At 63.0% G+C, this 18204-nt stretch carries 20 protein-coding genes; 11 read left to right on the plus strand and 9 right to left on the minus strand.

Annotation, left to right across the window (positions count from 1 at the left end):
* Nucleotides 1-2 precede the first annotated feature (2 nt).
* Nucleotides 3-1535, plus strand: coding sequence for a class I adenylate-forming enzyme family protein (locus tag CDQ91_RS08135; protein WP_088472204.1), 1533 nt, complete (start codon nucleotides 3-5; stop codon nucleotides 1533-1535).
* A 137-nt stretch (nucleotides 1536-1672) separates the two neighbouring features.
* On the opposite strand, the gene CDQ91_RS08140 is transcribed toward CDQ91_RS08135, so the two are convergent.
* From CDQ91_RS08140 to crtY, 6 genes are read right to left on the minus strand one after another with little or no spacing between them, the layout of a single operon-like run.
* Nucleotides 1673-2191 carry an AAA family ATPase gene (locus CDQ91_RS08140; protein ID WP_088472205.1) on the minus strand — a complete coding sequence of 173 codons (519 nt, stop codon included), beginning with the start codon at nucleotides 2189-2191 and terminating at the stop codon, nucleotides 1673-1675.
* Nucleotides 2188-2772: a nicotinamide riboside transporter PnuC gene (gene pnuC / locus CDQ91_RS08145; protein ID WP_088472206.1), complete on the minus strand. Its 585-nt coding sequence runs from the start codon at nucleotides 2770-2772 to the stop codon at nucleotides 2188-2190. Before pnuC ends, CDQ91_RS08140 begins: the two co-directional genes overlap by 4 nt.
* Nucleotides 2769-3740, minus strand: coding sequence for a phytoene/squalene synthase family protein (locus tag CDQ91_RS08150; RefSeq protein ID WP_088472207.1), 972 nt, complete (start codon nucleotides 3738-3740; stop codon nucleotides 2769-2771). The genes pnuC and CDQ91_RS08150 overlap by 4 nt, the downstream gene beginning before the upstream one ends.
* Nucleotides 3740-4321, minus strand: coding sequence for an LOG family protein (locus tag CDQ91_RS08155; RefSeq protein ID WP_088472208.1), 582 nt, complete (start codon nucleotides 4319-4321; stop codon nucleotides 3740-3742). Before CDQ91_RS08155 ends, CDQ91_RS08150 begins: the two co-directional genes overlap by 1 nt.
* A gap of 42 nt (nucleotides 4322-4363) precedes the next feature.
* Entirely contained in the window at nucleotides 4364-5848 is a 1485-nt protein-coding gene (locus CDQ91_RS08160; protein WP_088472209.1) for a phytoene desaturase, read from the minus strand.
* On the minus strand, nucleotides 5845-7002 hold the full coding sequence (gene crtY, locus CDQ91_RS08165) for a lycopene beta-cyclase CrtY (RefSeq protein ID WP_088472210.1): 1158 nt from the start codon (nucleotides 7000-7002) through the stop codon (nucleotides 5845-5847). The genes CDQ91_RS08160 and crtY overlap by 4 nt, the downstream gene beginning before the upstream one ends.
* Before the next feature lie 46 nt (nucleotides 7003-7048).
* Between crtY and CDQ91_RS08170 the strand changes: the two genes are divergently transcribed.
* The 7 genes from CDQ91_RS08170 to CDQ91_RS08200 all read left to right on the plus strand — a co-directional run bounded on the left by CDQ91_RS08170 (nucleotide 7049) and on the right by CDQ91_RS08200 (nucleotide 14323).
* Nucleotides 7049-7795: a sterol desaturase family protein gene (locus CDQ91_RS08170; RefSeq protein WP_088472211.1), complete on the plus strand. Its 747-nt coding sequence runs from the start codon at nucleotides 7049-7051 to the stop codon at nucleotides 7793-7795.
* Nucleotides 7746-8150: a DUF2141 domain-containing protein gene (locus tag CDQ91_RS08175; RefSeq protein ID WP_237245882.1), complete on the plus strand. Its 405-nt coding sequence runs from the start codon at nucleotides 7746-7748 to the stop codon at nucleotides 8148-8150. The genes CDQ91_RS08170 and CDQ91_RS08175 overlap by 50 nt, the downstream gene beginning before the upstream one ends.
* A 33-nt stretch (nucleotides 8151-8183) precedes the next feature.
* Entirely contained in the window at nucleotides 8184-9812 is a 1629-nt protein-coding gene (gene lnt, locus CDQ91_RS08180) for an apolipoprotein N-acyltransferase (protein ID WP_088472212.1), read from the plus strand.
* A 51-nt stretch (nucleotides 9813-9863) separates the two neighbouring features.
* Nucleotides 9864-11084 (plus strand): methionine adenosyltransferase, encoded by a 1221-nt coding sequence (gene metK, locus CDQ91_RS08185; protein ID WP_088472213.1) that lies wholly within the window; start codon nucleotides 9864-9866, stop codon nucleotides 11082-11084.
* A 72-nt stretch (nucleotides 11085-11156) separates the two neighbouring features.
* Nucleotides 11157-12221 (plus strand): hypothetical protein, encoded by a 1065-nt coding sequence (locus CDQ91_RS08190; RefSeq protein WP_144036726.1) that lies wholly within the window; start codon nucleotides 11157-11159, stop codon nucleotides 12219-12221.
* A 41-nt stretch (nucleotides 12222-12262) separates the two neighbouring features.
* Entirely contained in the window at nucleotides 12263-12976 is a 714-nt protein-coding gene (gene trmB / locus CDQ91_RS08195) for a tRNA (guanine(46)-N(7))-methyltransferase TrmB (RefSeq protein ID WP_088472215.1), read from the plus strand.
* A gap of 45 nt (nucleotides 12977-13021) precedes the next feature.
* Nucleotides 13022-14323 carry a tyrosine-type recombinase/integrase gene (locus CDQ91_RS08200; protein WP_237245883.1) on the plus strand — a complete coding sequence of 434 codons (1302 nt, stop codon included), beginning with the start codon at nucleotides 13022-13024 and terminating at the stop codon, nucleotides 14321-14323.
* A 29-nt stretch (nucleotides 14324-14352) separates the two neighbouring features.
* Here CDQ91_RS08200 and CDQ91_RS08205 read toward each other — a convergent pair whose 3' ends face one another.
* Entirely contained in the window at nucleotides 14353-14922 is a 570-nt protein-coding gene (locus CDQ91_RS08205) for a TetR/AcrR family transcriptional regulator (RefSeq protein WP_088472216.1), read from the minus strand.
* Between the two features lie 135 nt (nucleotides 14923-15057).
* Here CDQ91_RS08205 and CDQ91_RS08210 point away from each other — a divergent pair, with 135 nt between their 5' ends.
* The 3 genes from CDQ91_RS08210 to CDQ91_RS08220 all read left to right on the plus strand — a co-directional run bounded on the left by CDQ91_RS08210 (nucleotide 15058) and on the right by CDQ91_RS08220 (nucleotide 17326).
* Nucleotides 15058-15450 (plus strand): RidA family protein, encoded by a 393-nt coding sequence (locus CDQ91_RS08210; RefSeq protein WP_088472217.1) that lies wholly within the window; start codon nucleotides 15058-15060, stop codon nucleotides 15448-15450.
* A gap of 104 nt (nucleotides 15451-15554) precedes the next feature.
* Complete coding sequence (locus CDQ91_RS08215) at nucleotides 15555-16268, plus strand: ZIP family metal transporter (protein WP_088472218.1); 714 nt, start codon at nucleotides 15555-15557, stop codon at nucleotides 16266-16268.
* A 146-nt stretch (nucleotides 16269-16414) separates the two neighbouring features.
* A complete protein-coding gene (locus CDQ91_RS08220; RefSeq protein WP_088472219.1) occupies nucleotides 16415-17326 on the plus strand; it encodes a cation diffusion facilitator family transporter in 912 nt (303 codons plus the stop codon).
* A gap of 73 nt (nucleotides 17327-17399) precedes the next feature.
* Here the strand turns inward: CDQ91_RS08220 and grxC are convergent, their stop codons facing one another.
* The gene (grxC, locus tag CDQ91_RS08225) at nucleotides 17400-17675 is read right to left on the minus strand and encodes a glutaredoxin 3 (RefSeq protein WP_088472220.1); all 276 of its coding nucleotides are present in this window, start codon (nucleotides 17673-17675) and stop codon (nucleotides 17400-17402) included.
* Nucleotides 17676-17688: 13 nt separating this feature from the next.
* Complete coding sequence (gene msrA, locus CDQ91_RS08230; RefSeq protein ID WP_088472221.1) at nucleotides 17689-18204, minus strand: peptide-methionine (S)-S-oxide reductase MsrA; 516 nt, start codon at nucleotides 18202-18204, stop codon at nucleotides 17689-17691.

The following is an 18204-nucleotide window of genomic DNA, read 5'->3' on the forward strand; positions in this document are numbered from 1 at the left end:
CCATGACCAGTATCGACATGCTCGAAAGCGACTTCGCCACTCTGCCCGACCTCATTCGCGCTCACGCCCGCGAACGTCCCGCCGACATAGCCGCCGCCGACGCCGAACGGCGGCTGAGCTGGTCCGAACTGGACGCATTTGTGGACCGGATTGCGGCCCGATTACAGCAGGATGGCTTTCAAAAAGGCGATCGCACCGCCGTCGCCGGGCTGAACAGCGTCGAGCAAATGGCCGTCATCCTGGCCACGCTGCGCGCAGGCGGAGTCGCGGGGCTGATCACCAACAGCGCGACGGGCGAGCAAATGGCGGCGATGATCGCCGACACGGGCGCGCGCCACCTGTTCCTCGACGCGAACGCCGCCGCGAGCCTCGCGGAGCAGAATGTCACCGCACCCGATCGCATCGCGATCGACGGCAGCGACGCCGGAACCCCGCTCGCCGACTGGATTGCGCCCGAAGGCAGCGCCCCAGCGCCGGTCACGATCGATCCGCTGGATGGTTTCAACATCATCTATTCATCGGGCACCACCGGAACGCCCAAGGGCATCGTCCACAGCCATGCGATGCGCTGGCAGCATATCATCCGCGGCGCGCCCGCCTATGGCCCCAAAGCGGTGACGATCCTCTCGACCCCGCTTTATTCGAACACGACGATGGCAAGCTTCCTGCCCACGCTCGGATCGGGCGGGCAGGTCGTGCTGATGAAAAAATTCGACGCGCGCGGCTTCCTCGAATTGGCACAACGTGAGCGCGCTACGAACACGATGCTGGTCCCGGTGCAATATCGCCGCATCATGGCGCTCGAGGATTTCGGAGACTTCGACCTGTCGAGTTTCGTCGTAAAATATTGCACCTCGGCGCCCTTCCCGGCATCGCTGAAAGCCGATGTGCTCGCGCGCTGGCCCGGCGGACTCGTCGAAATCTATGGCCTGACTGAAGGCGGCGCGACCTTCATCCTCGAGGCGCATCAATTTCCCGACCGGCTCCACACCGTCGGCAAACCCGCGCCCGGCCATATCGCCAAGGTGATCGACGAAGACGGCAAGGAATTGCCGCAAGGCGAGGTCGGCGAAATCGTCGGCCGCTCGCCCGCGATGATGACGGGCTATAACAACCGCCCCGACGCGACCAAGGCGATGCACTGGTATGATGGCGACGGAAATCTCTTCTACCGCCACGGCGACATCGGGCGGATCGACGCGGATGGTTTCCTGACCCTGATGGACCGCGCCAAGGACATGATCATCTCCGGCGGCTTCAACATCTATCCCAGCGACCTTGAGGGCATTTTGCTCGCCGACGACCGCGTCGTCGAGGCCGCCGTCGTCGGCATGCCGAGCGAGGAATGGGGCGAAACCCCCGTCGCCTTCGCGGTGCTGAAAGCCGGCGCCGATGCCGATGCCGTGCGCGCCGACTGCAACGCCAAGGTGGGCAAGACGCAGCGACTGAGCGCGATCACCGTGGTCGACGAACTGCCGCGCAGCCCGATCGGCAAGGTGTTGAAGCGCGAATTGCGCGACGCTTATTCCGCCTGATCCTCCCTGTCGCGCAGCGATGGGGAGGGGGACCGCCGCGAAGCGGTGGTGGAGGGGCGCGACGCCCGCGCCACAGCCCCTCCGTCAGCCCTACGGGCTGCCACCTCCCCATGGCTTCGCCACAGGGAGGAAGTATCTCAACCCAACCCCGCCGCCTCGATCGCCGCGAGCGCATTTGCAAGGCGCGCGTCGCCTTCGCCCTCGACCCACGCCCAGCGAAGCTTGCGGCGTTCGAGCTCGCCAATCGCGACGTCCATGAACTGGCGGCGGGCCGAATCACTGCCGAACAGCCGCGTGCCATCCTCTTCCCATGGCAGGTCCATCGCGGGAACGAGATACAGGTCGGCAACATCGCCCCACGCCTCAATCTCCGGCAAGCGTTCGCCGAGCAGCATCACCGCCCACGCCTGCGTCATCAGCGGATCCGTGTCCGAAATCAGCCACGCCGGCCCCCGCGCCATTGTCACCTGCGTTGCCGCGATATGGCCGCGAAAAATCGCGCGCAGATCGTCGGCATCGAGATCGGTGCCATGCGCCTCGCAATAGGCGCGCCCATATTCGGGGACGACCAGCCCACCCAACCGAGCCGCAATGCGCGGCGCGAGCGCAGATTTGCCGGTGCTTTCAGCGCCGTGGAGGCAGATATGATGGGTCATGCGCCCACCCCTTCCCGCGGCGCCTCACCGCGCACTGCTGCGCGCCGCCATTCGATCAGCCCGGCGATCGAAATGCCGAGCAACAGCACATAGACCGCGCTCGTCGCATACAGCCCGCGCCACGCGAACAGTGGCACCGCGATCAGATCGACGAGAATCCACAGCCACCAGCTTTCGACCCGCCGGCGCGCCAACAACCATTGCGCGGCGATGCTCGCCATTGCGATCGCGCCGTCGGCCCAGGGTGCAGCGGCGTCGGTGAAACGGTGCATGGCAAAGCTCCACACCAGCCATGCCGCCACCGTCGCGCATGCCCACAGCCCGCGATCACGCGTCGTCATGACTCCGACCGGCACGCCGCTATCACCGCGCGCGCGCAGCCAATTGGTCCAGCCATAGAGGTTGAGCGCGAAGAAAAAGCCCTGAAGCAGCATGTCACTATAGAGTCGCGCATCATAGAAAACGATGGCGTAGAGGCTGACCGCGGCGAGCGCGAAGGGATAGTTCCAGACACTCCGCCGCGCGACGAGCGCGACATTGATCAGCACAAGCGCCGCAGCACCCCACTCGAGTTCGCTCATGCTTCGGCCCCGTGGCCCCGATCGATCCTCGGCCGCGTCCACAGTCCCTCACGGCTGATCCGCCGCTGCGGCGGACGGCGCAAAACCGACCAGCCAGCGCGCGCGACCCAGCCGAGCTTGGCGATCGGCGAGGTGCCCGCACGATGATCCCACGCATGGTCTCCACGCGCGCGCACCTCGCGCGCGATGTCGCCATAGATGCCCGTCGCCGCCAGCACCGCCCAGCGGCTGCGCGGGGGGAGCTTGCGCGCGCCCCAGCGCGCCGAGGCTTCATATTCCTCGGCCATCTCGGACAACCATTTGGCCATCACGGTCAGTCGTCCGCGAAAGGCGGGGTGCATATGCTGGCCGGGCGGAATGTCGAGTTCGACCATCCATTCCATCGGGAGATAACAACGATCGGCGGCGGCATCCTCCGCCACATCGCGCGCGATATTGGCGAGCTGGAACGCAATACCAAGGTCCGAAGCGCGGTCGAGTGTTGTCTCGTCGCCGGGATCAACGCCCATGACCAGCGCCATAGCGACACCGACCGCACCCGCTACATGATAGCTGTAACGCAGCAAATCGGCCTCGCTGCGCGGGCGCCAGTCGTCGGCATCGAGCGCGAACCCCGCGATGATGTCGTCGATCACCGCGCGCGGAATCTCGACCTCGGTGAGCAGCAGCCCGAGTGCATCGAACGCCGCCTCGCCGGTGGGCCGCCCCGCGAAGGCCGCATCAGTCAGCGCGCGGATGCGGCCCAGCGCGGCGCTTGCGTCATGTCCCTCACGCATCGCGCCGCCATGATCCTGCCCGTCGGTCAGATCATCGGCGGCACGGCACCAGGCATAGAGTAACCAGACGCGTTCCCGCGTGATGCGGTCGAACAATTGGCTCGCCAGTCCGAAACTTTTGGACCCGCGCGCAATGCTGTCATGGGCGAAGCCATGGAGGGCATGCGCATCATAGACCCCCTCCACCGTCATTACAGATCGTCGGCCTTCATCGCGAAGATCGGGGCGTGCGGTTCATAGGCCGCCATCTTGTCGAGCAATTCGTCGATTCCCGCATCGACGACCATGATCCCGGCGTGCGCGGGGCGAATGAAACCGACGTCGATCATCTTGCGGTTGAAGGCGATGAGGTCGTTGTAGAAGCCCGCAGTGTTGAGCAGTCCAACGGGCTTGGCGTGATAGCCGAGTTGGGCCCAGCTGATCGCTTCCCACAATTCGTCCATCGTCCCGACCCCGCCGGGAATGGTGAGGAAGCCATCGGACAGGTCGGTGAACATGCGCTTGCGCTCGTGCATCCCCGACACGACGTGAAGTTCGGTGCAGCCGCGATGCGCAACCTCGGTCCCGACGAGCGCCTCGGGGATTACCCCGATCACTTCGCCGCCGACTTCCAAGGCGCTGTCGGCAACCGCGCCCATCAGCCCGAGCCGGCCGCCGCCATAGACGACGCCGATCCCGCGCTCGGCGAGCGTGCGCCCGACGTGGCGGGCGGTTTCGATATAGATCGGATCGGTGGGGGTCGCGGACCCGCAATAGACAGCAAGGCGTTTCATAAACCCTCCCTTACCCGTTCGTGTCGAGCGAAGTCGAGACAATCAGTCGAGCGTTCCCAGCATCAGGGCCGCCGTCGCCTTGGCGCTGCCGACCACCCCCGGTATCCCCGCTCCCGGATGTGTTCCCGCGCCGACGAAATAGAGATTGTCGATTACATCGTCGCGATTATGCGCGCGGAACCACGCGCTTTGCCACAACAGGGGCTCCAGACTGAACGCGCTGCCGAGATGTGCTGACAGGTCGCGGCCGAAATCGGCGGGAGTGTAGTGGAAGCGGGTGACGAGGTTGGCGCGCAGCCCCGGCAGCACCCGCCGCTCGACCTCTTCCAGTATCGCATCGGCGAATTTTTCACCAAATTCGCCGTCCCAATCGGCCTGCGCCTTGCCGAGGTGCGCGACTGGGGCGAGCGCGTAGAAACTCGCATGACCCGGCGGCGCCATCCCCGGGTCGGTCGCACTCGGATGGTGGAGATAGAGCGAGAAATCATCGGGCACGACGCCATTTTTGTAAATGTCGTCGAGCAGGCCCTTGTAGCGCGGGCCGAACAAAATGCTGTGGTGCGCGATATCGGGATAATCGCCCTTCACCCCGAAATGGGCGACGAACAGCGACGGCGACCAGCGTTTGCGCGCGAGACTTTTTGCGACCTTCGCACCGCGCGGATGATCCGCGAGCAGCGCCTTGTAGCTATGCATCAGGTCGCCATTGCACGCGACCATATCGGCGTCGCCGTGCCAGCCGCTCGCGGTCGTGACGCCAGTCGCAAGGTCGCCCAGGGTCTCGATCTTCACCACAGGATCGCCGAGGCGCAGCGTCCCGCCGAGCCGTTCGAACAACCGCACCATGCCCGCAACCAGCGCATTGGTGCCACCGCGCGCGAACCAGACCCCGCCCTGTTTCTCGATCGTGTGGATCAGCGCATAGATAGCGCTCGTCGTCATCGGATTGCCGCCGACGAGCAGACTGTGGAAGGACAGCGCCTGCCGCAGCCGCTCGTCCTGTACATAGGATGACACGATCGAATAGACGCTGCGCCACGCCTGATATTTCATCAGCGCCGGCGCGGCTTTGATCATCGACGCAAAGTCGAGAAAGGCGACCGCGCCGAGCTTCACATAGCCCTGCTCATACACGCCCTTGGAATATTCGAGGAAGCGGTCGTAGCCCGCAACATCGTCGGGATGGAGTTTCGCGATTTCGGCGCGCAGTGCAGCCTCGTCATTCGAATAATCGAAATTCGTGCCGTCGGGCCAGTTGAGCCGGTAAAAGGGCATCACCGGGACCAGATCGACGTCGGTCGCCATATCCTGCCCACTGAGCGCCCACAGTTCCTGCAAACATGGCGGGTCGGTGATCACCGTCGGCCCGGCGTCAAAGGTGAAGCCGTGGCGCTTCCAATGATAGGCCCGCCCGCCGGGCTGGTCGCGCGCCTCGACGATGATGGTCACCACCCCCGCCGACTGCAACCGGATCGCGAGTGCGAGGCCGCCGAAACCGGCGCCGATGACGATCGCGCGGCGGGTCATTTCCAGTCGAACTTCGAAAGCGCCGCGATCGCGCGGCTGACCGGCACCGGCGGCTTGCCCGTCAGGATTCGCAATTTGTCGCTGCGGGCCGATCGTCCGGCATAAAAACGCGCGATCAGCCCGGGCGCCAGGCGATAGAAACGTTCGAAGATGCGATAGCGCTGCTCGGGATCGGCGGCACGAAACAGCATCGCGCCGAGCATCCGATAGAAACGCTGGTGCCGCCATCCCGCCGCCGCGCGGTCGCGCAGCACGACCGGCAGGTCGGCGCGACTGGCAAGCGCGGGCAACGCCGCCGCGGTCCGCACCGCATCGGGCAGCGAATAGCCGGTGGTCGCATGAAACGCCCCGGCGCGCGTACCGATTCGCGCAGTGCGGTCGGACGCAGGCCACAGACGGTCGAAATTCCCTGCGATCACCACCGGTAGCACCCCCGTCTCCTCCCGCGTCACCGCCGTCACATCCCATCCCCGCGCCGCCGCATAGGCAGCGATCCGCTCGCGCACCGCCACCTCGTCCAACTCGGCGTCGTCGCTATAATAAGTATCCTCGACGAACAATGTCTCGGTATCAAGCGGGAGCAGATAGACGAAGCGATAGCCGCCCAACTGCTCGACGGTCGCGTCCATTACGACCGGATGCGCGACGCCATGCCCGCCCCCGACTGTCAGTGCCTGCCCGACGAATTTCTGCCAGCCACAGTCGAGGGTTGGAAATTTGCTCGCCCCGCGCGCGTCGATGACGTGCCGTGCCGACAGCCGCCCGCCGCGCGCAAGCAGCACATGGTCGGGCGCGACATGCTTCGCGCGGTCGGCGATGATCCGCCCGGCGGGCAGCGCCGCCGTGACGGCGCTCGCGAGCGCTTCGCCGGTGATGCTCTTATACCCCATCTTCAGTGTGCGCCGATGCTCCGGGAAGGCAACGTCATAGGCGCCCCAATGATGACGAACGAGCGGTGCGACGAGCCAGCGGTCATTCTTTGCGATGTCGCTGTCGAAGAAGGACCAGATATGATTGCCGCCGATCGGGCCGGCCTCCACCAGCCGCACGTCGAGGTCGGGACGCTTCGCCGCGAGCGCAAGCGCCGCAAGCCCGCCAGCCAGCCCGCCACCGACAATCGCGATATCACAGGGCAGAGTGTCCGTCGCAGTCATGCCCCAGCCCTAGCCGCGCGCGCGCACAACCGCTATCGCTTCGTGCATGGCCGCCCTGATTTTCTCCGCGCTCGCGATGACCGCCATTGTCGGCGTGCGCTATCTGATCAGCAGCGGCGCCTTTGCATTTGCCACAAAGCTGAAGCACCCCGGCCTCTATCGAGGGCTCGAACCGCAGATGCGGCGCGAAATCGGTTGGAGCCTCGCCAGCGCCGCCATCTATGGCATTCCGGCCGGCATCGTCGCGTGGGGATGGCAGGAGCGCGGATGGACCCGCATCTACACCGACTTGAGCGCCTTTCCACTCTGGTATCTGCCGGTCAGTCTGCTCGCCTATCTGTTGATCCACGACACATGGTTTTACTGGACCCACCGCTGGATGCACCAGCCGTGGCTGTTCCGCATCGCCCACGCGGTCCATCATGAGAGCCGCCCGCCGACCGCATGGGCGGCGATGAGTTTCCACCCCGTTGAGGCGATTACGGGTGCCGTCGTGATCCCGGCGCTGGTCTTTCTGATCCCGATCCATGTCGCGGCGCTCGGGCTCGTCCTCACGATCATGACGATCATGGGGGTCGGCAATCATATGGGGTGGGAGATGTTCCCGCGTGCGCTGGTCCATGGACCCGCGGGCCGCTGGCTGATAACCGCAACGCATCATCAGCAGCATCACGCCGCTTACCGAGGGAATTATGGGCTTTATTTCCGATTCTGGGACAAGGCGTGCAGCACCGATCTGGGCCTTGGCCGCTTTGCCGCTGCTGACCGCGAGCGCAGCGCCGCCGACGGTTGAGATCAGCGTCACCGGGCTGCGCAATATGAAGGGGCAGATACTGGTCTGCCTGACCACCAATCCCAAAGCCTTCCCCGATTGCAGCAAGGACAAGGGTTCGGTGCGGATGGCGGTGAAGGCCGCGAACGCGGGTGATTTCACCATCGCCGCCCCCGCGACCGGCACGTTTGCAATCGCGGTCGTCCATGACGAGAATAGCAACAACAAGATGGACGTTGCGATCTTCCTGCCAAAGGAAGGCTTCGGCTTTTCGCGCAACCCGACGATCACCGTCGGCCCGCCGAGCTTCAAATCGGCGAGTTTCGTCGTGACGGGCGACACGCATCAGGCGATCCGCATGAAATATATGCTCTAGTGGGCGGGAGAAGGCCCGGCTAAAGCAGCGCGCGTGACCGCGCTATCCTCCCGCATCGCCGCTTTCGCCGACCGCTGGCCAAAGCTGTTGGCCCTGACGCTGGGGCTTGTCTCGGCGACCGGCTTCGCGCCGCTGAACCTCTGGCCGCTAACCTTTATAACCTTCGCCGGATGGATGGCGCTCGTGGCGCGCGCGCCGCGCGGGCGGCGCGCCTTCGGCACCGGCTGGGCGTTCGGGGTCGGCCATTTCATCCTCGGGCTCAACTGGATCGCCACCGCCTTCACCTATCAGGCGGCCATGCCAGCGTGGCTCGGCTGGATCGCGGTTGGCCTGTTGTCGCTGTTCCTCGCCGTCTATCCGGCGCTTGCAGCGTGGGGGGCGTGGGCAATCACCAAATTCGTCACCCCCGCGAAGGCAGGGGCCGTTGGCAGCCTTACGCCGACGGCCCCGACGCTGTCGTTTATCCTCGCCTTCGCCGCGCTGTGGGCGCTCACCGAGTGGCTGCGGAGCTGGCTGTTCACGGGTTTTGCCTGGAATCCCTTGAGCGTGATCGCCGTACCCTACTTCGCGGCACCGTCGCGCTGGATCGGAACCTATGGCACCAGCGGTCTTGTCTTCCTTGCCGCCGCAATTCTCCTGCTCGCCTGCTATCGCCGACGCGCCGCTGCCCTCGCTCTTTTCGGCACGTTGTTCGCTATGTGGGGCGCCGCGACGCTGGTGCAATTGAGCGACAATGTCGACGCCGCAGTTCGCAGCAAAGGCCCTGCGGATGAGCGAACCGCAATCACCATCGTCCAGCCCAATATCGGGCAGCAGGACAAATGGGTCGGCGGCAAGGCCGACGCCAATTTCGCCAAGCTCGCGCGGCTGACGGGGCCCAAGGACGATACCCCGCGCCTTATCCTGTGGCCCGAGGCGGCGATCCCCGACTATCTCGAAACCGGCTATCCGTCGGTCTATTACGACCGTTCACCAGCCGAGGCCCGCGCGCGCCTCATGGACCTGATGAACCCCGATGACCTGATGCTGCTCGGCGCGCTCAAGCTCGAACTCGACAAGACCGGCGAAGTCGTCGGCGCGCGCAATGCGGCAATGACCGTGCATGCCGACGGCACGCTCGGGCCGCGCTACGACAAGGCGCACCTTGTCCCTTACGGCGAATATCTGCCGATGCGGCCGCTGCTCTCGGCGCTCGGCCTGTCGCGGCTCGCGCCCGGCGATATTGATTTCTGGCCCGGCCCCGGCCCGCAAACGCTCGACCTTGGCGCCTTCGGGCGGGTCGGCCTGCAAATCTGCTACGAAATCATCTTCTCGGGTCAGGTCGTCGACCGCGCGAACCGCCCCGATTTCATCTTCAACCCGTCGAACGACGCCTGGTTCGGCGCATGGGGGCCGCCGCAGCATCTGGCGCAGGCGCGGCTCCGCGCGATCGAGGAAGGCCTGCCCGTCGTCCGCGCGACGCCGACCGGGATCAGCGCGGTGATCGACGCCGACGGCCGCGTGCTGAAATCGCTGCCGATGCATCAGGCCGGCCGCATCGACACCACACTCCCGCCGCCGCACGCCCCCACGCTGTTCGCGCGCTTCGGCAACATTCTGCCCGTCGGATTTGCGTTGCTGCTGCTCGCGCTGGCCATTGCTTTTCGGCGGCGCGGACGCTAACAGCACGGCCACATAAACTTTTCTTTATATCTGATTCAAAGAAAGTCTCCCATGCGCAACAGCTTCCTTTTCACCTCCGAAAGCGTGTCCGAAGGACATCCCGACAAGGTGTCGGACCAGATCAGTGATTCGATCGTCGACCTGTTTCTGTCGAAGGATCCTGAGGCGCGCGTGGCGTGCGAAACGCTGACGACGACCCAGCTGGTCGTGCTGGCCGGTGAAATCCGCTGCAAGGGCGTCTATGAAAATGGCGCATGGGCGCCGGGCGCACTCGAAGAAATCGAAGCCACCGTCCGCAACACGGTTCGCGAAATCGGTTATGAACAGGATGGCTTCCACTGGGAAACCTTCCGCTTCGAAAACAACCTCCACGGCCAGTCTGCCCACATCGCGCAGGGCGTCGATGAAAGCGGCGACAAAGACGAAGGCGCTGGCGATCAGGGCATCATGTTCGGCTATGCGTCGGACGAAACCCCCGATCTGATGCCCGCGACGCTCGATTACAGCCACAAGATCCTCGAGCGCATGGCTGCCGACCGCAAGGCCGGAAACGCCCCCTTCCTTGAGCCCGACACCAAGAGTCAGGTCACGCTGCGCTATGCCAATGAGCGCCCGGTCGAAGCGACCGCGATCGTCGTGTCGACCCAGCATGCGCCGGGTTATTTCTTCCACAATGGCGAAGGCGACGAAGCGAAATATCTGGAGCTGCGCAACTATGTCCTGCGCGTGATCGCCGATGTCCTGCCCGCCGAACTGCTGACCGCGAACACCGTCTATCACATCAACCCGACCGGCCGTTTCGAAATCGGCGGCCCCGACGGCGACGCCGGCCTGACCGGCCGCAAGATCATCGTCGACACCTATGGCGGCGCAAGCCCGCATGGCGGCGGCGCGTTCAGCGGCAAGGACCCCACGAAGGTCGACCGCTCGGCCGCTTATATCACCCGCTATCTGGCGAAGAATATCGTCGCCGCGGGCCTCGCGCGCCGCTGCACGATCCAGCTCAGCTATGCGATCGGCGTCGCCGAGCCGCTGTCGATCTATGTCGACCTGCACGGCACCGGCAATGTCGACGAAGGCAAGCTGGAGGCAGCGATTCCGCAGCTCGTGCGCCTGACGCCGAAGGGTATCCGTACCCACCTCGGCCTCAACAAGCCGATCTACAAGCAGACCGCAGCTTACGGCCATTTCGGCCGCACCGCGACCGGCGAAGCCTTCCCTTGGGAGCGCACCGACCTCGTCGACCAGTTGAAGGCCGCGCTCGCCGACTGAGGCCGCGCGTCGCTTGCCATCATCGCCCCGATCTGACAGCCTCGCGCATGTTGGGTCGGGGGGAGCGGATCGATGGCAAGATATTCTGATTTTGGACTTTATTCTGTGGCGCTGCTTGCGCTGAGCTTCGCAGCGCCTGCGTCGGCGCAGGGCGAACTGGTGGTCGAAACCGGCAAGCCCTGGACCCATCGACATAGCGGCATCACCGTGCCCGCTACGCTCGGCGGCAACACGCTGACCCAGGCACGAACCTACGCCCCGCAGGAGCTCGACCTCAGCCTGAGTTTCGAACCCGACGACGCGCGCGACTTTCTGTCCTTCTACATCTTTCGCAACACCAATGGCGGCGTACCGGTCTGGATGGCGCAGGCGCAGTGGTCGATCGAGAATCGCGGGATATTTCAGGGCGCAACGCTGGCCGTCGCGCCTCAAGCCTTTACACCGCCGGGCCAGACCAACGCCGTCGGCCTCAAGACGGTCTATGCGACCCCCGACGCCAGCTCATACAAGAGCACCGGAATCGCGCTGCTGCCCTTTGGCGAATGGTATGTGAAGCTTCGCGTCACCTCACGCGACAAAAGCCCCGCCGAACTGGCGCAGGCGATGGAAGGATGGCTGAAAGAAATCCGCTGGCCGGAGAATCCGGTTTCGATACCCGCAGCGCTGCCCGTCACGCCTTGCCAGAAGACATTGGCTTTTGGAAAATCGTCGAAAGATGCGCCCGTCGACATGACGAACTCGCTCGCCACCGCGATGATTTCGGCCGTTGCAGGCGAGGGAAAGCGAAAGCAGGAACAGGTGCAATGGTGCCGCGACAGCGGGCTCGATGGCAGCAAGACTGTCTATCGACCGGATGCCGCCCAGGATTCCTACCTTCTCGCCATCGGCGACAATGGCAATGGCGTGTGGGTCGCGCCGTCAGTCGGCAACGTGCTGAATCCGGGACAAGGGGGCGGCCCACGCTTTGACGTGACCCTCCACATGGCAGCGGTCGATATTCATTTCGTCTCGCAGAACCGCCTCCCCTCGCCCCAGCGGGCCATGGAAATCGTCGATGCCGGCCGCGCCGCCAGCACCGTCACGACCTGGGGCGAAAAGCGCACTATTGAGATCAATGACGGTGCGAAAGGAAAATAGCGCCCTTTCGCCCGCGGCCTTGGCGCGCTAACGCGCGCGCCATGACTGCACATAAACCCGGCGATCCGACGACGATCAACCGCCTCTATGGCCGCTCAAAGGGCAAACCCCTGCGCGCGGGCCAACAGGACCTCATCGACAATCTGCTGCCGCAGATCGCGGTGCCCGGTGACGGCGACGTCACCGCCGAGGCGCTTTTCGGTTACGACCGGCCGCTGCATTTCGAGATCGGCTTCGGTGGCGGCGAGCATATGGCGGGGCGCGCCGATATGCTGCCCGACCATGGCTTTATCGGCGCCGAACCCTTTATCAACGGCGTCGCGCAGGCGCTGGTCCATGTCGCGGGCGATCATGGCGCGGGGCTGCCCCTGGGCAATGTCCGCATCCATCATGGCGACGCGCTGGAGGTACTGCGCCGCATCCCTGATGGCACGCTCAGCTTTGCCTATCTGCTCCATCCCGACCCATGGCCCAAGGCGCGTCATGCGAAGCGGCGGATGATGAACGACGGCCCGCTCGACCTGATCGCGGCGAAGCTCAAGCCCGGCGGCGAATTCCGCTTCGGCACCGACCATCCCATCTATGTCGCGCATGCATTGATGGTGATGCGCCGCCACCGCCACCAGTTCGAATGGCTGGCGCAGGATGCGCAGGATTTCCTGGTCCGCCCGAACGGCTGGCCGGAAACCCGCTATGAGGCCAAGGCACGGACGCTGGGGCATGAGGTCTGGTATTTCCGCTGGAGGCGTAAGTAGGAGTGCTATAGGGTTGAAAAGGCTTGTTTTTTACAGTCTTGTCCTATGCTATCTTTTCCCCAATTACGCGGCAGTTTCCGCATCGGTGATTGCTGGGTGATTGCTGGAAACGCCGTATTGGGAGACCAATTTATGGCACGAGGAAAAATCACAAAGCGATCGATTGATGCCCTCATTTCGAATGAGTTGGACGGCATTCTTTGGGACGACAGCATTAAGGGCTTTGGAGCAAAGCGCACCAAGGCCGGGACTGTAACATACGTTCTGCAATTCCGAATGGGCGGGCGGGAGTCCAAAACCCGCCGTTACACGATAGGTGGCCATGGCTCGCCGTGGACTCCAGTCACCGCGAGAGCCGAAGCGGAACGACTGTCAATTCTTGTCGCCCAGAACATCGATCCGGGCGAAGCAGACCGCCAACGTCGGAGAGAAGCCGTCGATCTTGCTTTCGATAATTATGCCGACCGTTTCGCTGACGCCTGTGTCGGCAAAGGTTGGAGGCGTCTCGTGAACCAGAGTCTCCGGATTCACGTGAAGCCCGTATTAGGTTCGAAACCTCTTCCCAAGCTTACTCGAGTCGACATCGTCGCGGTCTTCGACCGCATGCCGCGGGCGCAGGTGGCCAACATCCGAAATGTCTTTGCGGTCTTGCGGCGCCTTTTCCGCTGGGCTGTCAGCCGAGGGGATATCGAACGCAGTCCAATGGAAGGCATGGAAACTCCACCGGCGGTCAAGGCTCGCGATCGCTGGCTTTCGGATGAGGAACTCGGTCGCGTCTGGACCGCCGCGCCACACACGCATCATTGTTTTGGCCCCATCGTTCGACTGCTGATCGTCACGGGTCAGCGACGGGAGGAAGTTTCATCACTTCGTTGGGAGGAGCTTGACCGAAAGGAGCTGCTCTGGACGCTACCTGGCGAACGCGCAAAAAATGGCGAACCCAATCGAGTTCCGCTCAACGACCTTGCGGTTGCCGTTCTGGATGGCGCTGCTGGATCGACGACCTGGCCGCGGAGCGGCAGCATATTTGCGACATCGAGAGGCGGACCTTTCACAGGATACGGCAAGGGCAAGAACAAGCTGGACCTGCTCATGTCGCAGGACGGTGGCGAACCCGTCCCGGACTGGAGATTGCATGACTTAAGGCGAACACTCGCGACCGGCTTCCAACGGCTCGGTGTCCGATTTGAAGTGACCGAAGCCGTACTCAACCATGTGGGGGGATCGCGCGCGGGAGTTGCCGGCATCTATCAGCGGCATGACTGGAAGAATGAAAAGCGCGAAGCGATGAAAAGTTGGAATGACCATGTGTCGGCCATCATCCGCTCAGCAAATCCGCGAAGCTAGGACAAAGCACATTTCGAAAATGGCGTTGCTCAGCTTCGGTTCGCTAGAAGACCTGTCGCGAGCAGTTGGAACGCCTCGACAGCTTTGGGAAGTGTCAAATGCGGCTCTTCACTCGCCGCAACCCATAGCGCCGCATTCAACGCTGCTCCATTCAGAAGGCGAGCGGCTGCTTCGACATCCACGGCAGTCATGACACCGTCCAAAACGAGCTTTTGCACTGCTTGCTTCGTCAAGTTTAAACACTCGTTCTGGCTTGGCCAGCGAGAAGGATCACCGAGAAAAGCGGGTCCATCGAGGAGCACGATCCGTCGCACCTCTGGGTCCAGCGCCATCTCGATATAGGCTGCTCCTTCAACAAGTAATTCGTCCCAATCGGTGCTCGCGCGTCCGGCAAGCTGCCTTGCACGCGCGGCCATCTCGCCGTCGATCTCGGCCACAACCGCGCGCAGAAGCCCCGCCTTGTCCCCAAAATTGTGATAAAGAGCGCCTCGCGTCAGTCCGACCTCCTTGGTCAGGTCATCCATTGATGCTGCCGCGAAGCCCTTCGTCGCGAACGCCCTACGTGCCGCCGCGATCAGCTTCGCCCGGTTTTCGGCCATCGTCTCGCCCCTAGGCCTTGCACGCACGGAATTCATTGTGATCGGGTCGTCCTTTCAGATTGACATACGGTACGTATGTATGGTCTTCAGATGCAAGACGTATATCAAACTTCGCTTCATTTAAAGGATTTACAAATGGCCAAACGTGACCCGGTTTTCCCCGCAAACCGACATGCTCTCTACGAAGAGCATGGATATTCCGCAGCCATCCGGTCGGATCGTTTGCTTTTCGTATCCGGCCAGGTCGGAAGTCGTGAAGACGGTTCGCCGGAACCAGAGTTCGCGGAGCAGGTTCGGCTGGCCTTCGCAAATTTGGAAGCGACCCTGCTCGCTGCGGGATGCGGATTTGACGACATCGTCGATCTAACCACTTTCCATACTGATCCCGAAAATCAGTTCGCAACGATTATGGCCGTGAAGAGCAAGATCTTCACTGAAGCGCCTTATCCGAACTGGACAGCACTTGGTGTCACCTGGCTGGCCGGATTCGATTTCGAGATCAAGGTAATCGCCCGCATTCCAGACTAATCAAAACCCGTGCTAGGCCAGTAAAATCCGAAACGAAAGAAAGTCGCTTCATCGCTGATTTCCTCGGAGCCGGCCTATGGGGCCTGTTTACAGCCAGCGGCCTTTTGATCGGTGCCGTTGTCGCGGACCTGTTTTCAAAGCGGCTCTCTCATCGCCTCATCGCGACCGTGATGGGGTTTGGCGGCGGCGTGCTTATCGCCATCGTCGCTGTCGAGCTTATGGGGAACGCGATCGAAACGGGGATGTCCTCCGCTGCAATCACCGCGTTGCTGGGAGGGGCAGCGATCTTCAGCGGCATCAACTGGTATCTTGCCGCAAGCGGCGCGAAAAACAGGAAACGGTGCGGCGAATGCGTGAAGCAAACGACCGAAAAAGAACATAGCGGAAGCGGCGTCGCGATTGCTGTTGGGACAGTTCTTGACGGCATTCCCGAAGCGCTCGTGATCGGCCTGTCTTTGGTCGGCGGCGGTAAGATCGGGGTCGGCGTCGTCGCCGGCTTCTTTCTCGCCAACATCCCCCAGGGACTCTCAAGCGCCTCGGGGATGAAACTGGCCGGACGATCACGGCGCTACATTTACGCGGTCTGGGTGGGTATACCGCTCATGATAGGGCTCACAGCCGCCTTCGGGAATTTTGCTTTGGGCTCAGTCTCCACCGAAGCAACGACGGTCATTCTCTGTTTCGCTGCAGGCACTGTGCTGGCGATGCTCGCGGAAACCATGCTCCCGGAAGCCTTCGATCACGCGCCGCCGATGATCGGTTTGATTACCGTGACCGGTTTTCTTTCGGCGTTTCTGCTCGTGCAACATCATGTTTGATATGCGGGGCGGGTTTGAATAGCAGATCTTACTGCGGCTTGATCCTTAGGTTGGGCCAATTGGAAACACATCGCCGGGCGCGTAATTTGCTACGATAGCTGCCTCAGGTGACGGCCCTTGGACCGCTGTAATATTGGAGACAGAAATTGGGACCGCATTCGGAGCGCAAGGAACAACGCCTTCTCCTGTTCTCCGCCACCGGCACCCTCGCCCTTTCACTTGTCGGCATCGCTATTGGCCTGTTGAGCGGCGCAAAGTCGATCTTGTTCGACGGTGTGTACAGCCTTGCCGACGCGGGGCTGACGCTGGCCGCCTTTTTTGCCGCGCGGTTGATCGCGCGTGGCGCAGACCGCCGGTTCCAATTTGGCTACTGGCACATCGAGCCGATGCTTGGGTTCGTCAACGGCAGCGTTCTGCTCCTCGCCTGCGTCTATGCTTTGATTGACGGAGTAGACACCGTGATGATGGGAGGACGGAACGTGAGTTTCGGGCCCGGTATCGGATATGCCGGCGCGAGCGCGCTCATCGGCTTCGCGATGCATATTTATATCCGGCGCCGCGCTCGCGGCCTCGGGTCCTCGCTTCTGAATATCGACGCGGCCGCGTGGCTTTTCGGCGCACTTCTCAACGCCGGGCTGAGCGCCGCATTTGTCACCGCGGTCGTGCTCGAGGGAACGCAGGCGGAGAAGCTCGCGGCCTACTTCGATCCGGCAATCCTCATTCTCCTTGCAATCCTCCTGGCTCCGCTTCCCCTTCGGGCCTTGGCAGCGGCCGGTCGCGAGATACTGCAGATTGCGCCAGCCGATCTCGATGCGCAGGTCAGCAGCATCGCACGCGAAGTCGCGGCACGGCACGGCTTCGTCGAGCATCAATCCTATGTGACCCAGGTCGGGCGCGCACGGTTTATCGAGATCGGCTTTGTCGGTGCCGCAGCATCAACCACGATGACGCTTGGCGAGCAGGACGCCATTCGTCAGGAATTCGCGGACGCGATGGGCGGGCTGCGCCCCGGATATTGGCTCACGATCGACTTCACGGCCGATCGCCGTTGGCTCTAAGCGCGAGCAACTCCGGGGCGGCTCACGATAGCGCGCTAACGGGCGCCCGCCGTTCGGCGGACGCCCGTTAGTTTCAGACGAGCATCTCTTCGCCCAGCAGCAAATCGAGGCCTCCGTCGGCATCGAGCGCCGACAGATCATCCGAACCGCCCACATGCGTACCGTTGATGAAGATCTGCGGAACCGTCCTGCGTCCACCGGACGCGGTCAGCATTGCACGAAACTGCACCGGATCATCTTCGACGTCGACTTCGATCCAGTCGGTCACCCCCTTGGCGCGAAGAAGCGCCTTGGCTCGGTGACAAAAGGGGCAATAGTCCTTGGTATAGAGGATTATGTTCGGCTTCATTTCATGTCTCCGATCAGGCCGCTTCAGACCGCTCGCCGGCCGATGGAAGGACCCAGTCGGCGCGCGGAAAGTGACAGGTGTAACCATTTGGGCGGCGCTCCAGATAATCCTGATGCTCGGGCTCCGCTTCCCAGAAGGGGCCAATCGGCTCCAGCTCGCTCGCGACCTTCCCCGGCCAGAGACCGGATGCGTTGACGTCCGCGATCGTCTGCAACGCGGTTTCGCGCTGCGCTTCGTCGGCATAATAGATCGCCGAACGATAGCTCCCGCCGCGGTCGTTGCCCTGGCGATTGCGTGTGGTCGGATCGTGAATCTGGAAGAAAAATTCCAGGATCCTGCGGTAGCTGATCTGATCGGGATCGAAATTGATCTCGATCGCCTCGGCATGGGTGCCATGGTTGCGATAGGTCGCGTTCGGCACATCGCCGCCGCTGTAGCCGACCCTGGTGCTGACGACGCCAGGAAGTTTGCGGATCAGGTCCTGCATGCCCCAGAAGCAGCCGCCGGCCAGGATGGAACGTTCGATCAT

The sequence above is a fragment of the Sphingopyxis witflariensis genome (genome assembly GCF_002205635.1).
Classification (GTDB): Bacteria; Pseudomonadota; Alphaproteobacteria; order Sphingomonadales; family Sphingomonadaceae; genus Sphingopyxis; species Sphingopyxis witflariensis.

Bases quoted from the DNA above. Each gene is read 5' to 3' on its own strand.
- CDQ91_RS08135 (WP_088472204.1), top strand. From the start codon at position 3: ATGACCAGTATCGACATGCTCGAAAGCGACTTCGCCACTCTGCCCGAC.
- CDQ91_RS08140 (WP_088472205.1), bottom strand. From the start codon at position 2,191: ATGACCCATCATATCTGCCTCCACGGCGCTGAAAGCACCGGCAAATCT.
- pnuC (WP_088472206.1), bottom strand. From the start codon at position 2,772: ATGAGCGAACTCGAGTGGGGTGCTGCGGCGCTTGTGCTGATCAATGTC.
- CDQ91_RS08150 (WP_088472207.1), bottom strand. From the start codon at position 3,740: ATGACGGTGGAGGGGGTCTATGATGCGCATGCCCTCCATGGCTTCGCC.
- CDQ91_RS08155 (WP_088472208.1), bottom strand. From the start codon at position 4,321: ATGAAACGCCTTGCTGTCTATTGCGGGTCCGCGACCCCCACCGATCCG.
- CDQ91_RS08160 (WP_088472209.1), bottom strand. From the start codon at position 5,848: ATGACCCGCCGCGCGATCGTCATCGGCGCCGGTTTCGGCGGCCTCGCA.
- crtY (WP_088472210.1), bottom strand. From the start codon at position 7,002: ATGACTGCGACGGACACTCTGCCCTGTGATATCGCGATTGTCGGTGGC.
- CDQ91_RS08170 (WP_088472211.1), top strand. From the start codon at position 7,049: ATGGCCGCCCTGATTTTCTCCGCGCTCGCGATGACCGCCATTGTCGGC.
- metK (WP_088472213.1), top strand. From the start codon at position 9,864: ATGCGCAACAGCTTCCTTTTCACCTCCGAAAGCGTGTCCGAAGGACAT.
- CDQ91_RS08190 (WP_144036726.1), top strand. From the start codon at position 11,157: ATGGCAAGATATTCTGATTTTGGACTTTATTCTGTGGCGCTGCTTGCG.
- trmB (WP_088472215.1), top strand. From the start codon at position 12,263: ATGACTGCACATAAACCCGGCGATCCGACGACGATCAACCGCCTCTAT.
- CDQ91_RS08200 (WP_237245883.1), top strand. From the start codon at position 13,022: ATGCTATCTTTTCCCCAATTACGCGGCAGTTTCCGCATCGGTGATTGC.
- CDQ91_RS08205 (WP_088472216.1), bottom strand. From the start codon at position 14,922: ATGGCCGAAAACCGGGCGAAGCTGATCGCGGCGGCACGTAGGGCGTTC.
- CDQ91_RS08210 (WP_088472217.1), top strand. From the start codon at position 15,058: ATGGCCAAACGTGACCCGGTTTTCCCCGCAAACCGACATGCTCTCTAC.
- grxC (WP_088472220.1), bottom strand. From the start codon at position 17,675: ATGAAGCCGAACATAATCCTCTATACCAAGGACTATTGCCCCTTTTGT.
- msrA (WP_088472221.1), bottom strand. From the start codon at position 18,204: ATGATCGAACGTTCCATCCTGGCCGGCGGCTGCTTCTGGGGCATGCAG.